The 22,117-nt window shown below is 65.6% G+C and carries 19 protein-coding genes and 1 pseudogene; 13 read left to right on the top strand and 7 right to left on the bottom strand.

What is annotated here, in order from left to right:
• Positions 1–14: 14 nt before the first annotated feature.
• Positions 15–227, bottom strand: coding sequence for a cold-shock protein (locus C722_RS0117375; protein WP_017641736.1), 213 nt, complete (start codon positions 225–227; stop codon positions 15–17).
• 369 nt (positions 228–596) lie between these two features.
• On the opposite strand from C722_RS0117375, the pseudogene plsB reads away from it, so the two are divergent.
• From plsB to C722_RS0117360, 3 genes and pseudogenes are all read left to right on the top strand, one after another.
• A pseudogene (gene plsB / locus C722_RS25105) lies at positions 597–3,106 on the top strand (glycerol-3-phosphate 1-O-acyltransferase PlsB).
• A gap of 48 nt (positions 3,107–3,154) precedes the next feature.
• Positions 3,155–3,637 (top strand): YbaY family lipoprotein, encoded by a 483-nt coding sequence (locus C722_RS0117365; protein ID WP_017641735.1) that lies wholly within the window; start codon positions 3,155–3,157, stop codon positions 3,635–3,637.
• A 110-nt stretch (positions 3,638–3,747) separates the two neighbouring features.
• Positions 3,748–4,308: a GNAT family N-acetyltransferase gene (locus C722_RS0117360; RefSeq protein WP_017641734.1), complete on the top strand. Its 561-nt coding sequence runs from the start codon at positions 3,748–3,750 to the stop codon at positions 4,306–4,308.
• Between the two features lie 54 nt (positions 4,309–4,362).
• Here C722_RS0117360 and C722_RS0117355 read toward each other — a convergent pair whose 3' ends face one another.
• Positions 4,363–4,887 (bottom strand): MarR family winged helix-turn-helix transcriptional regulator, encoded by a 525-nt coding sequence (locus C722_RS0117355; protein WP_017641733.1) that lies wholly within the window; start codon positions 4,885–4,887, stop codon positions 4,363–4,365.
• A 93-nt stretch (positions 4,888–4,980) separates the two neighbouring features.
• On the opposite strand from C722_RS0117355, the gene C722_RS0117350 reads away from it, so the two are divergent.
• From C722_RS0117350 to C722_RS0117340, 3 genes are all read left to right on the top strand, one after another.
• On the top strand, positions 4,981–5,895 hold the full coding sequence (locus C722_RS0117350) for a DMT family transporter (RefSeq protein WP_017641732.1): 915 nt from the start codon (positions 4,981–4,983) through the stop codon (positions 5,893–5,895).
• Positions 5,896–5,965: 70 nt separating this feature from the next.
• Positions 5,966–6,691, top strand: a complete 726-nt coding sequence (locus C722_RS0117345; RefSeq protein WP_017641731.1) for an AraC family transcriptional regulator — start codon at positions 5,966–5,968, stop codon at positions 6,689–6,691.
• Positions 6,692–6,768: 77 nt separating this feature from the next.
• Positions 6,769–7,719, top strand: coding sequence for a DMT family transporter (locus C722_RS0117340; RefSeq protein ID WP_026083917.1), 951 nt, complete (start codon positions 6,769–6,771; stop codon positions 7,717–7,719).
• Positions 7,720–7,729: 10 nt separating this feature from the next.
• Here C722_RS0117340 and C722_RS0117335 read toward each other — a convergent pair whose 3' ends face one another.
• From C722_RS0117335 to C722_RS0117315, 5 genes are all read right to left on the bottom strand, one after another.
• Positions 7,730–9,019, bottom strand: a complete 1,290-nt coding sequence (locus C722_RS0117335; RefSeq protein ID WP_017641729.1) for an Nramp family divalent metal transporter — start codon at positions 9,017–9,019, stop codon at positions 7,730–7,732.
• 96 nt (positions 9,020–9,115) lie between these two features.
• A complete protein-coding gene (gene ung, locus C722_RS0117330) occupies positions 9,116–9,811 on the bottom strand; it encodes a uracil-DNA glycosylase (protein WP_081594600.1) in 696 nt (231 codons plus the stop codon).
• Positions 9,812–9,875: 64 nt separating this feature from the next.
• Entirely contained in the window at positions 9,876–10,175 is a 300-nt protein-coding gene (locus tag C722_RS0117325) for a hypothetical protein (RefSeq protein ID WP_017641727.1), read from the bottom strand.
• Positions 10,176–10,282: 107 nt separating this feature from the next.
• The gene (locus C722_RS0117320; protein WP_017641726.1) at positions 10,283–10,711 is read right to left on the bottom strand and encodes an NUDIX hydrolase; all 429 of its coding nucleotides are present in this window, start codon (positions 10,709–10,711) and stop codon (positions 10,283–10,285) included.
• A gap of 50 nt (positions 10,712–10,761) precedes the next feature.
• Complete coding sequence (locus tag C722_RS0117315; protein ID WP_037064265.1) at positions 10,762–11,883, bottom strand: glycerophosphodiester phosphodiesterase; 1,122 nt, start codon at positions 11,881–11,883, stop codon at positions 10,762–10,764.
• A gap of 296 nt (positions 11,884–12,179) precedes the next feature.
• Here C722_RS0117315 and C722_RS0117310 point away from each other — a divergent pair, with 296 nt between their 5' ends.
• From C722_RS0117310 to C722_RS0117280, 7 genes are all read left to right on the top strand, one after another.
• Positions 12,180–12,395 carry a cysteine-rich CWC family protein gene (locus C722_RS0117310; RefSeq protein ID WP_017641724.1) on the top strand — a complete coding sequence of 72 codons (216 nt, stop codon included), beginning with the start codon at positions 12,180–12,182 and terminating at the stop codon, positions 12,393–12,395.
• A complete protein-coding gene (locus C722_RS0117305; protein ID WP_017641723.1) occupies positions 12,395–13,099 on the top strand; it encodes a pseudouridine synthase in 705 nt (234 codons plus the stop codon). Before C722_RS0117310 ends, C722_RS0117305 begins: the two co-directional genes overlap by 1 nt.
• A 60-nt stretch (positions 13,100–13,159) precedes the next feature.
• Positions 13,160–14,131, top strand: coding sequence for an aldo/keto reductase (locus C722_RS0117300; protein ID WP_017641722.1), 972 nt, complete (start codon positions 13,160–13,162; stop codon positions 14,129–14,131).
• Positions 14,132–14,200: 69 nt separating this feature from the next.
• Positions 14,201–15,127: a 23S rRNA (adenine(1618)-N(6))-methyltransferase RlmF gene (rlmF, locus tag C722_RS0117295; RefSeq protein ID WP_017641721.1), complete on the top strand. Its 927-nt coding sequence runs from the start codon at positions 14,201–14,203 to the stop codon at positions 15,125–15,127.
• 605 nt (positions 15,128–15,732) lie between these two features.
• A complete protein-coding gene (mqo, locus tag C722_RS0117290; RefSeq protein WP_017641720.1) occupies positions 15,733–17,370 on the top strand; it encodes a malate dehydrogenase (quinone) in 1,638 nt (545 codons plus the stop codon).
• A gap of 269 nt (positions 17,371–17,639) precedes the next feature.
• Positions 17,640–20,279 (top strand): glucosidase, encoded by a 2,640-nt coding sequence (locus C722_RS0117285; protein WP_017641719.1) that lies wholly within the window; start codon positions 17,640–17,642, stop codon positions 20,277–20,279.
• Between the two features lie 283 nt (positions 20,280–20,562).
• Entirely contained in the window at positions 20,563–21,978 is a 1,416-nt protein-coding gene (locus C722_RS0117280; RefSeq protein WP_017641718.1) for a diguanylate cyclase, read from the top strand.
• Positions 21,979–22,117 lie beyond the last annotated feature (139 nt).

The following is a 22,117-nucleotide window of genomic DNA, read 5'->3' as shown; positions in this document are numbered from 1 at the left end:
CTTTGAATAGGCTCTTACAGCCGGGCGACGTCTTCGGCCTGCAGACCCTTCTGGCCTTCGATCACCGAGAACTCCACCTGCTGGCCTTCGACCAGGGAGCGGTGGCCTTCACCACGAATGGCGCGGTAGTGAACGAACACGTCGGCGCCGCCCTCGCGTTGAATGAATCCATATCCCTTGGCGTCATTGAACCACTTGACGGTCCCGGTTTCGCGTTGCTCACCCATCACATCTCTCCGAAGCTTTTCTGGATTTCCTATCCCCGCTCGCCACAGCCTGGGCGACCGGGTCGCTTTGTTGTATCGGTACGGATCGCGCATCGGACCGGTCACCAGGCTGGCCCGTATCCGACCATCGGCAACACGTTGCCGAAACCTTATGAAGCAGGGCTTTTCCGGCAAAAGCAACGTTCTTTACGCACAGTGCCATCACGGCTGGAAGCCACGCCAGCGCCGGATTGTCGACGATTTGAATGGCATTTTTTCGACGCTGGGGACAAGGCGCCGACTGCCGGGTCGAAGTCAGAACAACACGGGTGATTTTACGCCCGCCAGGCCATCCGGCACACTGCCGCCCCGTCCACCCGGTAGCCCTCCATGACCCGTTCGCCGCTGCGTCTGCTGGCCTTTTCGCTGCTCAAGCGCCTGCTCTATCTCTGGGTTCGCTCCGAGACCACCCAGGCGGCCAGCCTGCTCAGCCGCATCGATCCCACCAAACCAGTGCTCTACGTACTGCCCGAGGCCTCGCTGAGCGATCTGGCGGTGCTCGACCGGGAATGCCGCAAGGCCGGCCTGCCACGACCGCTACGCCCGCTGGTGCTGGGGAGCAAGACCGAACCACTGGCCTACTTCAACGCCACCGGCAAGGCGAACTGGCGCGGGCGCCCCGCCCGGCGCTCGGTACCTCCTACCCTGCGCCGGGTGGTGACCGCAGTGACCGAGCAGCAGCTGGAAGACGTCCAGCTGGTACCGGTCAGCGTCTTCTGGGGCCAGTCGCCGGATCGCGAGACCAGTCCCTGGAAGCTGCTCTGGGCGGACAACTGGGTGGTGACCGGACGGCTGCGCAAGCTGGCGCGCATCCTGGTGCTGGGCCGGCTGACCCGGGTGCAGTTCTCCAAGCCGCTGTCGCTGGGCGAACTGGCCAGCCAGCGCCCCGATCCACAGCGCCTGGAACGTCTGGTGATGCGGCGGTTGCGCATCCACTTCCGCAACGTGCGCCAGGCGGTGATCGGCCCGGACCTGTCGCACCGACGCACCCTGCTGCGCGGCCTGCTGCGGGCGCCCCAGGTACGGGCGACCATCGCCCACGAAATCGTCCAGCGCAAGGCCACCCCCGGGCGCATCGAAGACGAGGCGGCGCACTATGCGCGGGAGATCGCCTCGGACTTCTCCTATCCGGTGGTGCGCTGCCTGGACGTGGGTCTACGCTGGTTCTGGAACAGCATCTACGATGGCGTCACGGTCAGCCACATCGAGCGGATCCAGGAGATGGCGCCCGGTCACACCGTGGTCTACGTGCCCTGCCATCGCAGCCACATCGACTACCTGCTGCTGTCCTACCTGCTGTTCCAGAACGGCCTGACGCCGCCGCACATCGCCGCCGGCATCAACCTGGACATGCCGGTGGTGGGCAATATCCTGCGCCGTGGCGGGGCCTTCTTCATGAGGCGCAGCTTCAAGGGCAACGCCCTCTATGCCGCGGTGTTCAACGAATACCTGCACAGTCTGTTCAGCCGCGGCTTCTCCACCGAATACTTCGTCGAGGGCGGCCGTTCGCGTACCGGACGCACCCTGCAGCCGCGCACCGGCATGCTGGCCATGACCCTGCGTAGCTTCCTGCGCGACTCCCGGCGGCCCATCGTCTTCGTGCCGGTGTACATCGGCTACGAGAAGGTCTTCGAGGGCCGCACCTACCTGGGTGAATTGCGCGGCGCGGCGAAAAAGAGGAATCCATCTTCGACCTGGTCAAGGTGTTTGGCGCCCTGCGCCAGCGCTTCGGCCGGGTCTGGGTCAACTTCGGCGAACCCATTCCGCTGCAGGGCTTTCTCGATGCCCGCCGTCCGGGCTGGCGCGACGAACCCCTCGACGAAGACCTGAAGCCCGCCTGGTTCAATTCGGTCACCCACGAATTGGGCGAGCGGGTGGTACGCCGCATCAACGCCGCGGCGGCCGTCACCCCGGTCAACCTGGTGGCCCTGGCGCTGCTCTCGACCCATCGCCAGGCCCTCGACGAAGGCGCCCTGGTACGCGCCATCGACCTCTATCTGGATCTGCTGAAGCGGGTGCCCTACTCCACCAGCGTCACCCTGCCCGAGGGCGACGGCCAGGCGATCATCGAGGAGGTGCGCGCCCTGGGTTTCCTCTCCGAGCAGCAGGACGCCCTGGGGCGCATCCTCTACCTGGACGAGCAGAACGCGGTGCTGATGACCTACTACCGCAACAACGTCCTGCACCTCTTCGCCATCCCGGCACTGATCGCCAGCTTCTTCCAGAACACCGGGCGCATGACCCGTGAGCTGATCCATAGATTCGCCCTGGCGCTCTATCCCTATCTGCAGGCCGAATTGTTCATCCACTGGGAGCGCGAGGAGCTGCCCCTGGTGCTGGACGGCTGGCTGGAAGCCATGGTGGAGCGCGGCCTGCTGCGTATCGAGGACGACGTCTTCGTGCGCGCCGCGCCCAGCTCGCGGCAATTCGTCCGCCTCACCCTGCTGGCGCGGGCCGTCCTGCAGACCCTGCAGCGCTACTACATGACCACCGCGCTGATCCTCAACCACGGCCAGAACAGCCTGACCGCTCCGCAGCTGGAAGAACTCTGCACGGTGATGGCCCAGCGGCTGTCGGTGCTGCACGGCCTCAATGCGCCGGAATTCTTCGACAAGTCGCTGTTCCGCCATTTCATCCAGACGTTGCTGGCCGAGGGGGTGTTGCGCAAGGCCGACGACGGCACCCTGGGCCACCATGAATTGCTCGGCGAGTTGGCCGAGGGTGCCGGCAAGCGGGTGTTGCCGGCGGAGATTCGCCTGTCGATCCGCCAGGTGGCCCTGGACCGCCCCGATGCCCCGGACCTGCCGGATCCGGAAACACCCGTTGTCGCCGGCAACTAAGCCGGCGTCCGTGGGTCACAGCAGTCGATTTCAGTCCAGGATCTAGCCATGAAAAGAATCGCCGCCCTGCTCGCCACCTCGCTGCTGCTCAGCGCCTGTAGCGGGCTGCGCCCCGGCCCCGCGACACCACCGCCGCCGAGCGGCCAGCCGTTGCCGCCCACCGAGCAGCCGCAGACCACCACCCCTGGCGTACCCACCCAGCCAAGCATGACCAGTCTCAGCGGTCAGGCCACCTTTACCGCCAACGAGCCAGTGCCGCCTACCGCCAAGCTCACCGTCAGCCTCTACAGCGCCAGCGCCGGCGACACCCCTGCCGGTCGGCTGGCCCAGCGCACCCTGTTCGTCAAGCAGCAGGGCCAGGTGCCCTTCCGCCTCGACTACGCCCCAGCCAAGGTCAAGAACGGCGAGCGCTACCTGCTCAGCGGCCGCATCCTGCTGGGCGGTCGCCCACTGTACCTGACCCAGGAGCCGGTAGTGGTGGACCTGAACAGCGGTGGCGAGGTGGAGTTGCCGTTGCAGCCGGTGCGTTGAGGTCCAGCCACTCTGGATGTCCATTTCGTAACAGCAGCTGTCCGCTGACTGGTTAAGCGATAGCGATAAAAGGCAAGGTCCGGGTTCCATGATCGCTCAGGAACCCGCTCTTGGACTTTGCCCAACTAACGCTCACGACACCCCGACTTTCGATCAGGCCTTTCCAACCGTCTGACCTTGAGACCTATGCGTCCTACCACAGCAAGCCGGGTGTCTACCGGTATCTTTATAGCGAACCCCCTACCTCAGCGGCGCTCGTCGAGCGTTTCCGCGATCTGCAGCAGCCCCGCTTCGAGACGACGGGCGACGAGTTAAGGTTGGCCGTCGTGAGGAAGGCTGATGACAGGGTCTTGGGCGAGGTGTTGCTCAAGCTGGCAAGCGTGGACGCACGGCAAGCTGAGGTCGGCTACATCTTCGATCCTGAACAGGCAGGCCAGGGCTACGCCACCGAGGCCGTTGCGCGATTACTCACCTTCGGTTTCGCGGAGCTAGGCCTGCACCGCATTTTCGCTCGCCTGGACGTGCTCAATCAGGGCTCGATAGGCGTGGTGGAACGCCTGGGCTTGCGCCGGGAAGCCCACTTCGTCGAGAACGACCGCTTCGCCGGAATGTGGGGGGACGAGTACGTCTACGCGGTGCTGGCGCAAGAATGGCCGGTAGCGCAGACCTAATAACCCTTGGCTGACGCGCGGCAGCCTTCGAACACGCGCTTGCCGTAACGCCGACTAGGCTTCTCTGGCAGCCAAGTGCTCGACCTCGGCTGCTACCGGACAACTCGAGCCACAGGCAGACTCATCGCAGAAGCGGCAGAGATGATCGGCCTGCTGCGCGCCGGTCGTCAGCGCGGCCAGTATGGCTGCCAAGGCCTGCTGCAAGGCGTCCCGCTGGGTCTGGGGTACGGCATCCAGTGCCCGCGTCAATACCGCCGTTCGCGCCGCGATCAGCCGCTCACGTTGTACCTCGCCCGCCGAAGTCAGGCTGGCCTGGACTTCACGGCGATCCTGCCCAGGTTGGCGACTGACCAGGCCCGCACCGACCAGGGCATCGAGCGTGCGCACCATGACCGAATGGCTGAGACCGGCAATGGCTGCCAGCTCACGGATCGTCAGGCCGGGATACTGAGCCAGGGCATTGAGCACGGTACAGCCGGCGCTGCTGACGCCACTCGCCTGCTGTAAAGCCTGGGTCTGGGCATCGGTCACGGCCAGAGCGCAGGCCCCCAAGAGATTTTCCAGTTGCGCTTCGTTCATGGCTCTAATATATGTGTTCTGCATACATTTAAAAACACGTCACTATTCATTAGCTTCATCCCCATGACTTCTCAGAATGCGAGCCTAGCTTAAATGACAGCCACCCAAGCGATCCCCTTCAAGCGCGACCGCAGTCTGGCGACGCTAGCCATGATAGGTTCGGCAGCCTGCTGGGGCCTGGCCACCGTCGCCAGCCGCGACCTGCTGGAACAGGTGCCCGCCGCGACCCTGCTGCCGATCCAATTGCTAGCCAGTCTGCTCTTTCTGGCTATTCTCGCATCGCGCGAGAGCCGCCGGCCGGCATCGTGGCCGCTCTTGCTGCGTACCGCCTGGCCAGGCGTGCTCGAACCAGGGCTGGCTTATGGGATAGGGCTCGCCGGTCTCTCCCTGACCAGCGCCGGCCATGCCGCGGTGATAGGTTCGGCCGAACCCATGTTCATCGTCCTGCTGGGCTGGCTACTACTGGGGCAACGTCCTCGGCGACGCCTGCTCGCTTGTCTGCTGAGCACCGTGATCGGTTTGTCGCTGATCGGCCTTTGCGGTAGCGAGACCGGGAATTCGGCAACCTCGCTCCGGGGCGATCTGCTGATCGTGCTGGGGACGCTGTTCGCCGCCGGCTACGTCATCGCTTCGTCGCGCTTGGCAAATCTCTATCCACCCGCCAGCCTGGCCTTGGTGCAACAAGGCGCTGGACTGTTGTTCATTCTGACGCTGCAAGGGGTCATCGTCGCCGCGGGGTTCGCCACCCCCCGCTGGGATGCCCTGGACAAGGCAGTGATCGCCGAGGCGGCGCTGTCCGGGGTTCTACAATACGCCCTGCCCTTTTGGCTCTACCTCCTGGGCTTGCGCCACCTGAGCGCCGCCAGCGCCGGTCTCTATCTCGCCCTCATTCCGGTATTCGGCCTGGTCGCCGCCTTTCTCTGGCTGGACGAACGACCGACGATGGGCATGCTTCTCGGCGCCGCCCTCATCCTGGCGTCCATCGCGGTCGCGAGGCGATATACCTGACTCCCCTGCTACGCCTCGTTCTGGGTTCCGTGCGAAGATCCTGGCTCTTACCCTTCTCCCAAGGTGACTCGTGACGCCACGCCTCGCCATCAAGAGCTATGAGGGCGAACATCGGCCCCATGCCCATGCCTTCGCCCAGTTGGTGCTGCCCATTCAGGGCGGGATGCAGCTGGAGCTGGAAGGTCGAGGCGAGACGCGACTGCATACCGGTCTCGCGGCCCTGGTAGCGCCTGACTGCGGTCATGCGCAGCTGTCCGCGCCGGACAGCCGCTTCCTGGTGATCGACTGCGCAACCGACTGGCTACCGGCCCGGACGCTGGATCAGGCGCTGCGCCAACCCGGCCTGCCGATTCCACCGGCGGCACGGCAGTTGATCACCTTTGCCGAACTGACTCCAGCGGCAGCCCTCACCCAGCACGCCAGCGAACTCATACGCCTGCTCCTGCACTCCCTTACCATCACAGTCCCGGCCTCGGCCTTCGAGCTCTTGCTGGCACGGGTAGAGGCCCAGCCGGCGGGTGACTGGACCAATGCGGCCATGGCCAATCTGGCCGGGGTCGGCCTGAGTCGCCTGCACCTGCTTTTCCACGAGCGCTTCGGCCAGACACCCCAGGCCTGGCTGACCGATCTGCGGCTGCGCCAGGCCCAGCGCTGGCTGGGAGACAGCCGCCTGCCCATCGTCGAGATCGCCCTGCGCGTCGGCTTTTCCGATCAGGCCGCCCTCACCAGGGCCATGACCCGTCGCCAGGGCATCAGCCCCGCCGCCTGGCGGCGCAGCCAGCGCACGCCTGGGTAAAAAACGCCGGAGCCTCGCGCAAGACCCACCCCTCAGGCTATCGCCAGACTGCTGCCGAAACAGCGAAGGCGAGTGACATGAGCGAACGACGGGTATCGGCAACGGGAATTGGCTATGGGGTCGCGGCAGGCCTGTGCTGGGGCGTGATCTTTCTCGCCCCGGCGCTGGTGCCCGATCTCGGCGGCGCCCAGTTCGCCGTGCTGCGCTTTCTCTGTTACGGCGGGGTCTCGCTGGTGTTGCTCCTGCCACGCTGGCACAGGCTGCGCGCACAACTCACCCGTAGCGATGGGAGACGGCTGTTCTGGCTGAGCCTGATCGGCAACCTGGGCTACTACGCCCTGGTAGGCGCCGGGGTGCAGCAGGCCGGCATCGCCGCGACCACCCTGATCGTCGGCCTGATTCCGCTGCTGGTAGCCCTGGCCGCGCGCGCTGACACCGGGGCCGTGGGTGTCGATCGCCTATGGCCATCAATGGCCTGTGCCCTGCTCGGGGTGGGGCTGATCAGCTACGAGGCGCTGACCGTCACGGCCCTGGGCGCCCAACCGGCCCTGGGTTTGCTCTGCGCCTGCGGCGCCCTGCTGGCCTGGAGTTGGTTCGCGGTAGCCAATACCCGTCACCTGACCGTGACTGCCATCGGCAGCCACGACTGGGCCCTGCTGCTGGGCGGAGTGACCGGCCTCCAGGCGCTGCTGGCCGCGCCCTTCCTGCTGGGGCCGGAACTGCTGGTACGGGCACCCCAGGACTGGGTGCAGCCGCTGGTGGTAGCCGCCGGCGTGGCGCTGCTCGCCTCGGTGGTCGGTGGCTTCTGCTGGAACCAGGCCAGTCGCCGCCTGCCGCTGACCCTGAGCGGCCAGGCCATCGTCATCGAAACGCTGTCTTCGCTGCTCTACGGCTTTCTCTGGCAGTGGCGGTTACCGACGCTGCTGGAAGCCCTGGCCATCGGCCTGCTGATCGTGGGGGTGGTCTGGTGCCTGAGGTGCCACCAGCAGCCTGTCCCGACCAGCGCGCCAGCCGGGTCGGCCTGCTAGCAGCGCAGCCCTAGAACAACCGGGCTATCTCGTTCAGGCTGAGCACGATGAACAGCGCCGCGGCCAGCCCCAGCAGGCCGTTGGACAGCCAGCCCGAACGCCATTCCTTGGGCACCCGCTTGGAGTTGAGCAGCCAGATCAGCGTCAGGGCCAGGAACGGCATGAAGAAGGCGCCAAAGGCCCCGTAGGCGATGATCAGGCCAAAGGGGCGGCCGAGCAGCAGCAACACCATCGGCGGGAAGGTCAGCCAGAGCACATAGAAACGGAAGGCCGGGGTCTTCTCCAGATCACCCCGGTCGCCGGTGCCACCGGTGGCCTGGCGGACGAAGTCGGCGAACAGCAGGGACACGCCGTGCCACACCCCCAGGATCGAGGAGAAGGTGGTCGCCGCGAAGCCGATCAGGAAGACGGTGGAGACCACCGGGCCGAAGCGCTGCTCCAGCACCTCGTCCAGGTCGAGCAGGCCGCGATCGCCGCTGGAAAGGGTGATCTGCGCGGTATAGAGCAACTCGGCGCCGACGATGAGCATGGCGATGACGAAGATGCCGGTGGCGGTGTAGGCCACCTGATTGTCCAGGCGCATCACGCCCATCCAGGCCGGAGTCCGCCAACCCTTGGCGTTCACCCAGTAGCCATAGGCGGCCATGGTGATGGTGCCACCGACGCCGCCGATGAGGCCCAGGGTGTAGATCGCCGAGCCTTCGGGGATGGTCGGCACCAGGCCGGTGACGGCATGGCCGAGGTTGGGCATGACCAGGATGGCCAGCCCCACCACCACCACGAACATCACGCCGATGAAGAACTTCATCGCCGCCTCGAACACCGCATAGCGATTGAGCAGCACGAAGACCGCGCCGGCGATGCCCGACAGGGCGCCCCAGGCCCAGAACGGCAGCACGTCCGGGAACAGCGCGGCCAGCGGCAAGGCCGTGGCGCTCATGGCGGTGCCGCCATAGACGAAGCCCCAGAGCACGATGTATATGCCGAAGTACCAGTAGGTCCAGATGCCCAGGGAGCGCCAGCCTTCGAGCATGGTCGAGCCGGTGGCCAGGTGGTAGCGCGCGGAGCCTTCGGCCAGGGCGATCTTGACGATGCAGCCCACCACCGCGGCCCAGAGCAGGGCATAGCCGAAGCGCGAGCCGGCGATGAGGGTGGCGACCAGATCGCCGGCGCCGACCCCGGTCACCGCGACCACGATGCCCGGGCCCACCAGTTTCCAGCGCGCCAGGGTACCGCGGGGCGGTTGCGACGGATCGGCCGCCGAGGGGGTGGGCGCGACCTTGTTGTTGTTTTCGGTCATGGGCTCTCTCCGGTGTGGGACGTGCCTCGACTGTCCCGGATGACCGGTCAGTCAACAAGCGCCGGAGGATTACAAGGTGTAAACGCCTGAACCGCTCTAGGACAGTGGCGGCAGCGCCCAGTCGATGGGGGTGAGGCCGGCGTTGCGCAGGAATTCGTTGGTGCGGCCGAAATGGCCGTTGCCGATGAAGCCGCGGTGGGCCGACAGCGGCGAGGGATGCGCCGACTTGAGGATCAGGTGCTTCTGAGGGTCGATGAGCGTCTGCTTGCTCTGGGCATGGCTGCCCCAGAGCAGGAACACCAGATTCTCGCGCTCGGCGCTGACCACCTCGATGATACGGTCGGTGAAGCGCTGCCAGCCGGCCTTGGCGTGGGAACCGGCGTTGGCCTGCTCCACGGTCAGCGAGGTGTTGAGCAGCAGGACGCCCTGCTCGGCCCAGTGCTGCAGATAGCCGTGATTGGGAATGGGCAGGTTCAGGTCGCGCTTGAGTTCCTTGAAGATGTTCTGCAACGACGGTGGTGCCGGCACGCCAGGCTGCACCGAAAAGCTCAGGCCGTGGGCCTGGCCCGGCCCGTGATAGGGATCCTGCCCGAGGATGACCACCCGGACCTGATCCAAAGGGGTGGTATTGAGAGCATTGAAGATCAGCGGGCCGGGCGGATAGATGACCTTGCCCGCCGCCTTTTCGCGCCTGAGGAATTCGCTCAGCTGACGCATGTAGGGCTGCTCGAATTCGTCGCGCAGCGCGGCTTTCCATTGGGGGTCGAGCTTGATGCGATCGTCGTCCACGATTCGGGGCTTCCTGGTCAAGACAAGGGCAGCACCCTAGGAAAGCTGGCTGCCCCTGTCAAACCCGCTACCAGCGCGGACCATAGCGCGGGCCCCAGCCGGGCGGACCATAACCCGGACGCGGCCCCCAGCCCGGCGGTCCCCACCCCGGGCCTGGCCCCCAGTGGGGCGGCGGTGGAGGAGCCGGCCGATAGTAGTAGCCGTGGCCATAGGGTCGCACGATGACCACGGGCGGCGGATAGGCCGGCGTGCCGTAGAAGACCGCCGCGGGCGGCGCCGGACGGCTGTAATAGCGTGGGGACGTGTCGTAGACGGTGCAGCCGGTGAAGGTCAGGGCACAGAGCGACGCCAAGAGAAGATGGCGCATGAGAGATCTCCAGGACGGCCCGGATGAGCCTGGAGAAAGTCTAAGCTGCGCCTGCTGCTCACGCTTGCTTATCGCGCGTTCATTCAGCCGGGATTAAGAGACGTCGGTCAGCGCTCGTCCTGTTCGCTCAGGTAGTCCCGCAGTCGCTCCTGCAGATGGGGTATACCCTGAGGATGGGCGAGGAAGTCGGCGAGACTCATCAGTTGCCAGTGCTGCCCTTCGTCGCCAAAGCGAATGGCAGCGATCTCGGCCGGGTGCAGTTCTCCGGCGAACAGCCAGCTGGGGAGATAGCCGGGCTGGCGCGGTGGATAACAGCGACCCCAGGTCAGCCGAGCTTCATCCAGTACCAGGCCGAATTCCTCGTCCAGCTCGCGCAAGGCACAACGCTCCGGGGTCTCGCCGTCTTCGCGACCGCCCCCGGGCAGATCCCAGAGGCCAGGCCAGGGAATGTCGGGCTTGTCGTCGCGCTGATAGACCAGGATCTGGTCAGCGCAGAGCAGTGCCAGCTTGGCGCCGTTGAAGGCATGGCGGGACATGCTGAACTTCCAGTGATGACGGGGAGACCGCCAGGCCTCCCCGCCGGGCCTCAATAACCCAACTGCTTGAGCAGGGCGCCAGGTGCCTGCTTGGCCGGCCGCTCATAGAACTTCAGCAGTTCGGCGCTGCGGTTGGTGAAGAAGCCATCCACACCACGCGGCGCCAGGCGAGCGAAGTCCACCGCCGAATCCACGGTATAGGCGTGCACCAGCAGGCCGCGCTCGTGGGCCACGTCGTTCATCCAGGGCTTCACCAGGTCCGCGTAGCTCTGGTCGCCACCCTCCTCCAGTGCCGCCGACGGACCGATGCCGATGGCGCCATGGGCCTTGGCCCATTCGACCCAGGCGGTGAAGTCACCCTCGGAACGTACCTGCTGCTTGGCGTAGTAGGCCGCCTTGCTGGCCTCCCCCGACTCGGCATAGGTCGGCCCGGGCTTGGCCGGGATATAGTCGTCGCCCAGCCACAGCAGCAGGATCTTCGGCGTATTGGGCATCTCCTTTTGCAGCAGCTCCAGGCTGCCTTTCTCGAAGGTCTGCAGGATCACCCGCCCGGGCATGGCGGCGACACCGGTGGCACCGGCCTTGGGCTGACCGAGCCAGCCGCGCTGGGTCAGCTTGGCCTTGAGATCGCGCTCGATGCCGGGGAACAGCTTGGGCTGCTTGGTCTCGATGTAGAGGCCCGGCTTGTTGCGCCCGCCCTCGGCGATGTCGATGACCTCGTCGAGGGTGAGGATCTTGAGTCCGGCGAACTTGGCTCGGGCGCGGTCGGGATGGGCCTGGTTGAACCAGCTGCCGGCATCCAGCGACTTGAGCTCGGCCAGGGTGAACTGGCTGACCGGCGCCTTGGCGCGCTCGGGAAAGCGCTTGGCGACATCGGTGGTGCGTTCCAGGGTGTCGTCGTGCAGGGCGATGAGCTGGCCGTCCTTGGTGCGCTGCAGATCGAGCTCCAGGTAGTCGGCACCCAGCTCTCGTGCCACCAGATAGGCCGGGGCGGTGGATTCCGGCGCATCGAAGGAGGCGCCGCGATGGGCGATCACCGCCGGCCAGGGAATGCCGGCCTGGCGGGCCAGGGTCTGGCCGACGTCGGCTTCGGTGGCCAGGGCCAGCTGGCTGACCAGCAGGGTTCCGGGTATGAGGGTACGGATCAGGGTGCGCAAGGCGTTTATTGTCATGGGGTCCTCGGGTGGTCCGACGGGTAGCGCTGAGGCTGCTGGAGATCGCACGCCCCCTTGCAGGTTCGGCTGCGGCTCCACGGAAACAGCTGCAGAAGCCTAGCTCAAGGTGAGCGGATGGGTCGGTCGGTCAAGGACGACAGCCTGTCGTCTATCCCCTACACCGCCCCCCTGAACAGCCTTCAGGTGGCAGACTGCACCCCGGATGTGACATTGGGCAGACACCCGGGGCAGCAGACGTTATCCAGGTCGCAATTTCCGGTACTCTGCCGCCCGCTTCGCCTGACGAGATCACCATGGCTGCATCACCCATCCCCTGCGATCCCACCCGCTGCCCGCTATGCGGCAAGGCCAATAGCTGCGCCCTCGCCACCGGTGGCGAGATCCACGATTGCTGGTGCCTGCAGACGCCGGTCGATCCAGCGGCCTTGACGCGCCTGCCCGAGGACGAGCGCAACCAGCGCTGCCTGTGCCCGGCCTGCGCGGCGGGTATTGCGCGCGAATCCCGCTGATGCGCCTGGACCGTTGGCTGGGCAACAGACCCGAACTGGGTCGCCAACTGGCCCGCCGTCTGCTCGCCGAAGGCCGGGTGCGGGTCAATGGCGCCACCACCCAGCAGGCCGAGCAGGAGGTGTTCACCTTCGATCGCATCGAGGCCGACGAACGCCTGCTGCAGGACGGTCCCGGCGGTCGCTATCTGATGCTGCACAAGCCACGTGGCTGCGTGAGCGCCACCGTCGACGCCCGCCATGCCACGGTGCTGGACTGCCTGGCAGCGGACCAGCGCGCCGACCTGCACCTGGCCGGCCGGCTGGACTTCAACACCACCGGCCTGCTGCTGCTCACCAACGACGGCCAGTGGTCGCGAGGCCTCAGTCATCCCCGCCACAAGCAGACCAAGCGCTACCGGGTCACCACCGCCGAGGTCATCCCACCGCAGTTGGTGACCGCCTTCGCCGAAGGACTCTATTTCGCCTACGAAGACCTCACCACCCAGCCCGCCCAGCTGGAGCTGCTGGATGAGCACAGCGCCTACCTGACCCTGGTCGAGGGCCGCTATCACCAGGTCAAGCGCATGTTCGGTCGCTTCGGCATCGAGGTCATCGCCCTGCACCGCGATCGTATCGGCGCGCTGCCCCTGGATCCGGCGCTGGCGGAGGGCGCCTATCGCTCGCTCACCGCTGCCGAGGTGGCCCTGCTACGTCCGGCGGATTAGGGGAACGGGACTCGGGAGTACCGGTCGGGATGCAGACACGCACCCTCCCGGAGACCTTTCATGCGTATCGACATCCCCTCCCTCGGTTTCGGCGGCGCCCCTCTGGGCAACATGTTCCGCGAGGTAGGCGACGCCGACGCCCGGGCGACCCTCGAAGCCGCCTGGGATGCTGGCATCCGCCTCTACGATACCTCGCCGCACTATGGCGCCGGTCTGTCCGAGCGCCGCTTCGCCGAGGTGCTGGCCGACAAACCGCGCGATGACTTCGTGCTCTGCAGCAAGGTCGGTCGCCTGCTGGAGCCGGCTGACCAGCCGGAAAACGCTCCGCCGTTCGTCAACGAACTGCCCTTCAAGCGGGTGCTCGACTATTCCGCCGAGGGTGCCCGTCGCTCCATCGAAGCCAGCCTGGAACGCCTCAAGACCGACCGCCTCGATCTGGTCTGGATTCACGATCTCTCGGAAGACCAGCACGGTCCGGCCTGGCGCGACTACTTCGCCCAGGCCATGCAGGGGGCGGCCAAGGCCCTCACCGAGATGCGCGAGGAAGGCCTGATCCTGGGCTGGGGCCTGGGCGTCAACCTGGTGGAACCCTGCCGGCTGGCGCTGGAGCAAAGCGATCCCGACGCCTTCCTGCTGGCCGGTCGCTATTCGCTGCTGGACCACCGCGAAGCCCTGGACACCCTCTTCCCCGAATGCGAACGCCGCGGCGTGGGCATCGTGGTGGGCGGGCCCTTCAACTCCGGCTTGCTGGCCGGCGGCAAGCACTACAACTATGCCGAAGCCGAGCCTGCGTTGCGCCGCAAGGTCGAATTGATCGAAGGCGTCTGCCAGGATCACGGGCTGGATATCCGCGCCGCGGCCCTGCAGTTCTGCCTGGCCCATCCCACCGTGGCCGCCACCATTCCTGGCAGCAGCACCCCGGCGCGGGCCCGGCAGAACGCTGAACTGCTGCGGGCGCCTATCCCCGCTGCCTTCTGGCGCAATCTGCGTGAGATCGGGGCATTGCCGGAAGATGCACCGACGCCAGCGTGAGCCCCTTTGCGTGAGTCAAGGGGGCGGCTGTGCTAGGCTCGCCGCCCCCTTTCGACCCTGTCCACCGCCATGACCTCGCCCCGCCGCCCCCTGCCTGGCCGCCCCGCGCCCCTGCATCCGCGCAATCGCCACCAGGGCAGCTATGACTTTCCGGCCCTGATGCGGACGAGCCCAGCGCTCAGGCCCTTCGTGGCACCGACGCCGCGGGGCAATCTGTCCATCGATTTCACCGATCCCCAGGCGGTTCGGGCGCTCAATCGGGCCTTGCTGGCGCTGCACCACGGCGTGCGGGACTGGGACATCCCCGCCGATTTCCTCTGCCCACCGATTCCCGGTCGGGCGGATTACCTGCATCATCTGGCCGATCTGCTGGCCGAGGGCACGGGTGGCCGGATTCCCCGTGGCGCGACGACGCGGCTGCTGGACGTAGGCACCGGCGCCAATGGCGTCTACCCGTTGATCGGTTTCAAGGAGTATGGCTGGCACTTCGTGGGCAGCGACATCGCCCCAGCGGCCCTGGACGCTTTCGGCCGCACCCTGGCCGCCAATCCGGATTGCGCCGCCGCCATCGAATTGCGCCACCAGCCGGATCCCCAGGCGATCTTCGCCGGCATCCTGCAACCCGGGGAGCGCTACGCCGCCACCCTGTGCAATCCGCCCTTCCACGCCAGCCCCGACGATGCCGTGCGCGGCAGCACGCGCAAATGGAAGAACCTGGGCAAGACCACTGGCAAGCAGGTTCCCCTGCTCAACTTCGGCGGCCAGGCGGCCGAACTCTGGTGCCCCGGCGGCGAGGCAGCCTTTATCGAACGGATGATTCGCGAGAGCCGCGCCTTCGCCAAGCAGGTCGGCTGGTTCACCTGTCTGGTGTCCAAGGTCAGCAACCTGCCGCTGCTACAGGCGGCGCTGCACCGCGAGCAAGCCAGCGAGATCCGTGTCGTGGCCATGGCCCAGGGCCAGAAGCAGAGTCGCTTTCTCGCCTGGCGTTTCGGCTAGGTGCTGTACGAAAAATGCCCGCGCGGTGATGTTTCGTCGAAAAAGGCGTGGATCGCCAGCCCGACCTAGGCCTCGTCTGACCTTAGCTCGTCGACCTTTCGTACAGCACCTGATCGATCTTTCCACCCCTTGCTTACCGCTACGGACGACGACCCTTCGGCGGCTTTCTGGCCGGTTTCGTCGGTACCGCCGGCTATTCGCGGAGTGGCCCCGGCACCGCTGCGGTTCGCCCGCCGAGGCATCTGACGGGACTTTGACCCAGGTCGCAAGAGATTAGACCAAAGGATAATAGGCAAAGCCTATGAATTACGGGCTAGGCATCTCCGACCCTTCTCATTAAAATGTCCAGCAACAAAAACGCATGCGCACGTAGCCGCGCCCGAGACCTCTGTCTCCGGTCAGCCGCTGCCAAGGCCGCGCGTTGCGTTTTTGCTCCGACTCCTCCGGTGACGCACAAGAGAGGGGCGGTGGAGGGACAAGAACCTGCCCTTGCGTGTTTCCGGCTGCATTCTGCCTTGCCCACTGCACATCTACCCATGTGCCATGGTGCCGCACCGCACCGAAACTCGATAAGCAGACCCCGCTTCTATCGATTGAGAGACCATATGCTGAAGAAAATGACTGGCGCGCTGCTCGGCGTAGCTATCGCCTCCGCCCTGGGCACCGCACAGGCCGAAGACATCAAGAAGGTCGACGTCCTGCTGATCGGCGGCGGCATCATGAGCTCCACCCTGGGCATCTGGCTGAACGAGCTGGAACCGAACTGGACCATGGAAATGGTCGAGCGCCTGGACAAGGTCGCCGACGAGAGCTCCAACGGCTGGAACAACGCTGGTACCGGCCACTCCGCCCTGGCCGAGCTGAACTACACCCCGGAAGACAAGGACGGCAAGGTCACCATCGCCAAGGCCATCGAGATCAACGAAGCCTTCCAGATCTCCCGTCAATTCTGGTCCTGGCAGGTCAAGAACGGCGTCCTCAAGGATCCGAAGAGCTTCATCAACAGCACCCCGCACATGAGCTTCGTCTGGGGTGACGAGAACATCGCCTTCCTGAAGAAGCGCTACGAAGCGTTGAAGGCCAGCCCGCTGTTCTCCGGCATGCAGTACTCGGAAGATCCCGCGCAGATCAAGCAGTGGGTTCCGCTGATGATGGAAGGCCGCGATCCTAAGCAGAAGATCGCCGCTACCTGGAGTCCGCTGGGCACCGACGTCAACTTCGGCGAGATCACCCGCCAGTTCGCCGCCAACCTGCAGTCCAAGCCGAACTTCAAGCTGAACCTGTCCAGCGAAGTCGAGAACATCACCCGCAATGCCGACGGCAGCTGGCGCGTGGAGTACAAGAATCTCAAGGACGGCAAGAAGACCGAGACCGACGCCAAGTTCGTCTTCATCGGCGCCGGCGGCGGTGCCCTGCACCTGTTGCAGAAGTCGGGCATCCCCGAGGCCAACGACTACGCCGGCTTCCCGGTGGGTGGCTCCTTCCTGGTCACCGACAATCCCGAGATCGCCCAGCAGCACCTGGCCAAGGCCTATGGCAAGGCCTCAGTGGGCGCACCGCCGATGTCGGTTCCGCACTTGGACACCCGCATGCTCGATGGCAAGCGCGTGATCCTGTTCGGGCCCTTCGCCACCTTCTCCACCAAGTTCCTCAAGCAGGGCTCCTACCTGGACCTGCTGACCAGCACCAACACCCACAACGCCTGGCCGATGGTGCGCGTGGGCGTGGCCGAATACCCGCTGGTGGAATACCTCGCCGGTCAGCTGATGCTGTCGGATGACGACCGCATGGCCGCCCTGCGCGAGTACTTCCCCAACGCCAAGAAGGAAGATTGGCGCCTGTGGCAAGCCGGTCAGCGCGTGCAGATCATCAAGCGCGACGCCGACAAGGGTGGCGTGCTGAAGCTGGGCACCGAGATCGTCGCGGCCAAGGACGGCAGCCTCGCCGGCCTGCTGGGCGCCTCCCCAGGTGCCTCGACCGCCGCGCCCATCATGTTGAGCGTGCTGGAGAAGGTGTTCAAGGACAAGGTCGCGACCCCGGAGTGGCAAGCCAAGCTGCACCAGATCGTGCCCAGCTACGGCACCAAGCTCAACGGCGATCCCGAGCGCGTGCAGCAGGAGTGGAACTACACCGCCGAAGTGCTGCAACTGGCCACCCCGCCGGTCGCCACCGGCAGCCAGAACGCCAAGGCCACCGTCAGCGCTCCGCGCGCCGACAAGGCCGCCAACGACATGGCGCTGTAAATCGCCGTCAGGCCCGCTGTGCAAGCAGCGGGCTCACCGCGATAAGCAAAGGCCCCACCCCGATCCGGCGTGGGGCTTTTTTTCGCCCCTGCATTGACCGTGATAGAGCCCTTGCGCCCAGCCAGGCCCTGTGACAAAAACCGCAACGGCGTGAATTTTTTCCCGCCAGACAGGCACTAAAACAGCAGCGATACGCCGAGGCAGCTCATTGCACGCCACAATGCTGATCTATCCTCGAGCCTTAACCGTTACCTGAATCTGGAGACACGATGACGGCACATCCCGCCCCGGGCATCCTGCATACCCGAGAAGGCCAGCGCCTGGCTGATACCGATGCCGCCGCCTGGCGGCAGTGGGGGCCCTACCTGAGCGAGCGCCAGTGGGCCACGGTCCGTGAAGACTACAGCGCCGATGGCGACGCCTGGCGCTACTTTCCCCATGACCATGCGCGCAGCCGTGCCTATCGCTGGGGCGAAGACGGCCTCGCCGGTTTCTGCGACAAGGCTCAGCAATGGTGCCTGGGCATCGCCCTGTGGAACGAGCGCGATCCCTTCCTCAAGGAACGCCTGTTCGGCCTGACCAACGCCGAGGGCAACCATGGCGAAGACGTCAAGGAGCTGTACTTCTACCTGGACGGAGTGCCGAGTCACGCCTACCAGAAGATGCTCTACAAGTATCCCCACGCCGCCTTTCCCTATGCCCAGCTCACCGAGGAAAACGCCCGGCGTGGCCTGAACGATCGCGAGTACGAGATCCTCGACACTGGCGTCTTCGCCGAAGATCGCTATTTCGACGTCACCGTCGAATACGCCAAGCACACCCCCGACGACATCCTCATGCGGGTCACCGTGGAAAACCGCGGGGCCGAGCGCGCCAGCCTGCGGGTGCTGCCGCAGATCTGGTCGCGCAACACCTGGGCCTGGACCGGCACCCCGCCGCGCTCCATGCTCAGCCTGGAAGGCGACCAGGTCCGCGCCAGCTATTTCGACCGACCCGACCTGGTGGTGAGCGCCTGGGGCCCCCGCGAAGTCGAGTGGCTGTTCTGCAACAACGAAACCAACCTGCCCCGTCTTACCGGCGAGCCGGCCGAAGGCCCCTTCAAGGACGGCATCAACGACTACGTGGTGCGCGGTGCCCGCGAGGCGATCCGCCGCGACTTCGGCAGCAAGGCGGCCGCCCATTTTGCCGTGGAGCTGGAGGGTGGCGCCAAGACCGTGGTCTACCTGCGCCTGGCGCCCACCAACGCTCTGTCGGTGGATGCCGACGCCGTCTTTGCCGAGCGCATCGCCGAAGCCGATGCCTTCTATGCCGCCCTGCAGGAAAAGATCGCCGAGCCCGATGCGCGCCTGGTGCAGCGTCAGGCCCTGGCCGGCCTGCTCTGGTCCAAGCAACTCTACTATTTCGAGGTCAACCGCTGGCTCGATGGCGACCCGGCCCAGCCGACGCCACCCGCCCAGCGCCAGCGCATCCGCAACGGTCACTGGCGCCACCTGCTCAACTTCGACATCGTCTCCATGCCGGATAAATGGGAGTACCCCTGGTACGCCTCCTGGGACCTGGCCTTCCAGGCGGTTGCCTATGCGCTGATCGATCCCGGTTTCGCCAAGCAGCAGCTGCTGCTCCTGGTGAAAGACAGGTTCATGCACCCCAACGGCCAGTTGCCGGCCTACGAGTGGAATTTCGAGGACGCCAATCCGCCGGTGCACGCCTGGGCCACCTGGCACGTCTACCTGCAGGACAAGTCCCTGACCGGCGTGGGCGATCGGGTCTTTCTCGAACGGGTCTTCCACAAGCTGCTGCTGAACTTCTCCTGGTGGATCAACCGCAAGGACACCGAGGGTCGCAACATCTTCCAGGGCGGCTTCCTCGGCCTGGACAACATCGCCCTCTTCGACCGCTCGGCGCCCCTGCCGGAGGGCTATCACCTGGATCAGGCCGACGGTACCGCCTGGATGGCCGCCTATGCCCTGGACTTGATGCGCATCGCCCTGGAGCTGGCCAAGGAAAATCCGGTGTACGTCGATCTGGGGGTCAAGTTCTTCGAGCACTTCCTGCACATCGCCGGCGCCATCAACCACAGCGACGATCGCGAAGACGGCCTCTGGGACGAACAGGACGAATTCTTCTATGACGTCCTGCACAAGGCCGATGGCAGCGCCGAGCCGCTGCGCCTGAGGTCCATCGTCGGCCTCATCCCGCTGTTCGCGGTGCAGGTGCTGGAACAGCGCGAGCATGAAGGCCTGCCCGGCCTGGGCGGACGGCTACGCGGCTTCCTGCGCCAGCGTCCGGACCTCGCGCGACTGGTCTCGCGCTGGACCGAACCCGGCCAGGGCAATAGATTCCTGCTCTCGTTGCTGCGCGGCCATCGCACCAAGCTGTTGCTCAAGCGCATGCTGGATGATCAGGAATTCCTCTCCGAATACGGCATCCGCTCGCTGTCCAAGGCTCACGAGCAGCAGCCCTTCGAGATGCGCCAGGCCGACGGCAACCTGCTCAGTGCCCGCTACCAGCCGGCGGAATCGGATTCGCGCCTCTATGGCGGCAACTCCAACTGGCGCGGGCCGCTGTGGATGCCGATCAACTACATGCTCATCGAGTCGCTGCACGAATTCCATCGCTACTACGCCGACAGCTTCTCGGTGGAATACCCCAGCGGTTCCGGTTACCTGGCCAATCTGGAAGAGGTCGCCGACGGCCTCAGCCAGCGCCTGACCCGGCTGTTCCTCAAGGACGCCGACGGCAAGCGCCCGAGCATGGTCGACTATCCGCAATTGCAGAACGATCCGCGCAGTCGCGATCTGGTGCTGTTCCACGAGTACTTCCATGGCGAAAACGGCCGTGGACTCGGGGCCTCGCACCAGACCGGTTGGAGTGCCCTGGTGGCACTGCTGCTGCAACCCCGGCGCTAGCCCGAGCACGCCACGGTGCCGGCCCCGGCCGGCACCGTGGCAGACTGCAACAAGGCGGCAGTTTTCCTCGGCCGCCCTGGATACTATGCTCTAGTGCGGTGTTTAAGAAGTTCGCGCAAGAAATGGCGAGTGATTTTTGTTCTTGGGCAAGGCGCCGCGACGAGTCATGGCAGGGCTATGGCTAGGCGTGGCAACGCCGTCCAAGGAGCAAAAGCACCGCCAACATTGTGCAGTTAACTTCTGAAACACCACACTAGCCAGAGACCCGCCTTCGCGAGCCCGCATGACTCTCCCCGATGACGTCCAGCGTCTCCACGCCTTGAGCGAATTGCAGATTCTCGATAGCGGAGCCGAAGCCGCCTACGAGGACATCGTCGCGCTGGCCTGCCAGCTGACCCGGGCGCCTGTGGCCTTCATCACCCTGGCCGATCGGCACCGACTCTGGTTCAAGGCCTGCCAGGGCGTGACGATGAGCGAGATGCCGGTCGACGCCTCTCTCTGCCACTTGGCGATCCGCACCCCTCGTCAGCCCTTTCTGGTGGAAGACCTGCAAGAGGATCCACGGGTCGCGCACCTCAGATCGGCCCCCGGCCTGGAACGGATGCGTGCCTACCTGGGCATTCCCCTGCTCGATGGGCGCGGGATCGCCCTCGGCACTCTCTGCGTGATGGACGATCGCGTCCGCCGCTTCGAGGCTGTCCAGGTGGAAAATCTGCAACGCCTGGCCCGGCAGGTCACGAGGCTGCTGCAGCAGCGCGACACCCTGCGCCAGCTGGAAGAGCTGGACATCAACTTTTCCGCCTTCATGAACAACGGGCCCTTCATCGCCTATATCAAGGACCGCGACTGGCGCTATGCCTATGTCAACGAACCCTTCCTGCAGCAACTGGAGCTGACCCGCGAGGAGGTCCTCGGCCAGGACGACTTCAGCATCTGGCCAGAGGCGGCGCCACGCTTTCGCCAGGTCGACGAGCAGGTGATGAACGAACTCAAGCCGAGTCGACTCGTCGAGCGCATGACTGTCCACGACGGTAGGCGCATCTTCTGGCAGTCCTACAAGTTTCCCCTGGTCACCCGGCAGGGCATCGCCCTGGCCGGATTGTCGGTGGATGTCACCGAGCACATAGAGCAGCAGCACATGCTGGAGGCTTCGCAGCGCCAGTTGCTGGGCATGATGCAGGCCGCCGAGCAGCGCAGCGTCACCGATGCCCTGACCGGCCTGTTCAATCGACGCGCCTTCGACCTGCGCCTGGCGGAGCACCTGCTGCGCGCCGAGGAGCAGCGCACGCCGCTGTCCATGCTGTTGATCGACGTGGATCACTTCAAGGCCTACAACGATGCCTATGGTCACCAGGCGGGTGATAGCGCCTTGCAGACCGTTGGCCAGTTGCTGCTGCAGAGCTGTCGCGACAACGACGCCTGCTTCCGCTACGGCGGCGAGGAATTCGCCATCCTGCTACCGGGTGCCGATCTCACCGCGGCCCATCTGGTGGCCGAGCGCTGCCGCGCTGCGGTCGCCAACCATGCCTGGTCGCGGCGCCCCATCACCCTGAGCGTCGGTCTGGCTACCCACAGGGCCGGGATGGATGCCTACACCCTCACCGAAGGCGCTGATCGAGCGCTCTATGCGGCCAAGGGCGCTGGCCGCAACCGCATCGCCGCCGAGTCCGGCCCCGTCTCGCCGCCCAGCCAGGAATGACGCCCAACAAAAAACCCGCCGAAGCGGGTTCTTTGTTGCGACCATCCCAACGTCCTGTCAGGCGCCATCCTGGCCTGGTCTTCGTCCGTGACCTCAGGGCTGCGCATCCTGCGCGGCTGATGGGTGTAGATTACGCAGC

This window comes from Pseudomonas sp. 313, from assembly GCF_000316965.1.
Lineage (GTDB): Bacteria > Pseudomonadota > Gammaproteobacteria > Pseudomonadales > Pseudomonadaceae > Chryseomonas > Chryseomonas benzopyrenica.
The sequence above is the reverse complement of the archived record's forward strand: the minus strand, read 5'-3'. Positions and strand labels throughout refer to the sequence as shown.

Coding starts and splice junctions, on each gene's coding strand:
- C722_RS0117375 (WP_017641736.1), bottom strand. CDS start 227: ATGGGTGAGCAACGCGAAACCGGGACCGTCAAGTGGTTCAATGACGCC.
- C722_RS0117365 (WP_017641735.1), top strand. CDS start 3,155: ATGAAAAGAATCGCCGCCCTGCTCGCCACCTCGCTGCTGCTCAGCGCC.
- C722_RS0117355 (WP_017641733.1), bottom strand. CDS start 4,887: ATGAACGAAGCGCAACTGGAAAATCTCTTGGGGGCCTGCGCTCTGGCC.
- C722_RS0117350 (WP_017641732.1), top strand. CDS start 4,981: ATGACAGCCACCCAAGCGATCCCCTTCAAGCGCGACCGCAGTCTGGCG.
- C722_RS0117340 (WP_026083917.1), top strand. CDS start 6,769: ATGAGCGAACGACGGGTATCGGCAACGGGAATTGGCTATGGGGTCGCG.
- C722_RS0117335 (WP_017641729.1), bottom strand. CDS start 9,019: ATGACCGAAAACAACAACAAGGTCGCGCCCACCCCCTCGGCGGCCGAT.
- C722_RS0117325 (WP_017641727.1), bottom strand. CDS start 10,175: ATGCGCCATCTTCTCTTGGCGTCGCTCTGTGCCCTGACCTTCACCGGC.
- C722_RS0117320 (WP_017641726.1), bottom strand. CDS start 10,711: ATGTCCCGCCATGCCTTCAACGGCGCCAAGCTGGCACTGCTCTGCGCT.
- C722_RS0117315 (WP_037064265.1), bottom strand. CDS start 11,883: ATGACAATAAACGCCTTGCGCACCCTGATCCGTACCCTCATACCCGGA.
- C722_RS0117310 (WP_017641724.1), top strand. CDS start 12,180: ATGGCTGCATCACCCATCCCCTGCGATCCCACCCGCTGCCCGCTATGC.
- C722_RS0117305 (WP_017641723.1), top strand. CDS start 12,395: ATGCGCCTGGACCGTTGGCTGGGCAACAGACCCGAACTGGGTCGCCAA.
- C722_RS0117300 (WP_017641722.1), top strand. CDS start 13,160: ATGCGTATCGACATCCCCTCCCTCGGTTTCGGCGGCGCCCCTCTGGGC.
- rlmF (WP_017641721.1), top strand. CDS start 14,201: ATGACCTCGCCCCGCCGCCCCCTGCCTGGCCGCCCCGCGCCCCTGCAT.
- mqo (WP_017641720.1), top strand. CDS start 15,733: ATGCTGAAGAAAATGACTGGCGCGCTGCTCGGCGTAGCTATCGCCTCC.
- C722_RS0117285 (WP_017641719.1), top strand. CDS start 17,640: ATGACGGCACATCCCGCCCCGGGCATCCTGCATACCCGAGAAGGCCAG.
- C722_RS0117280 (WP_017641718.1), top strand. CDS start 20,563: ATGACTCTCCCCGATGACGTCCAGCGTCTCCACGCCTTGAGCGAATTG.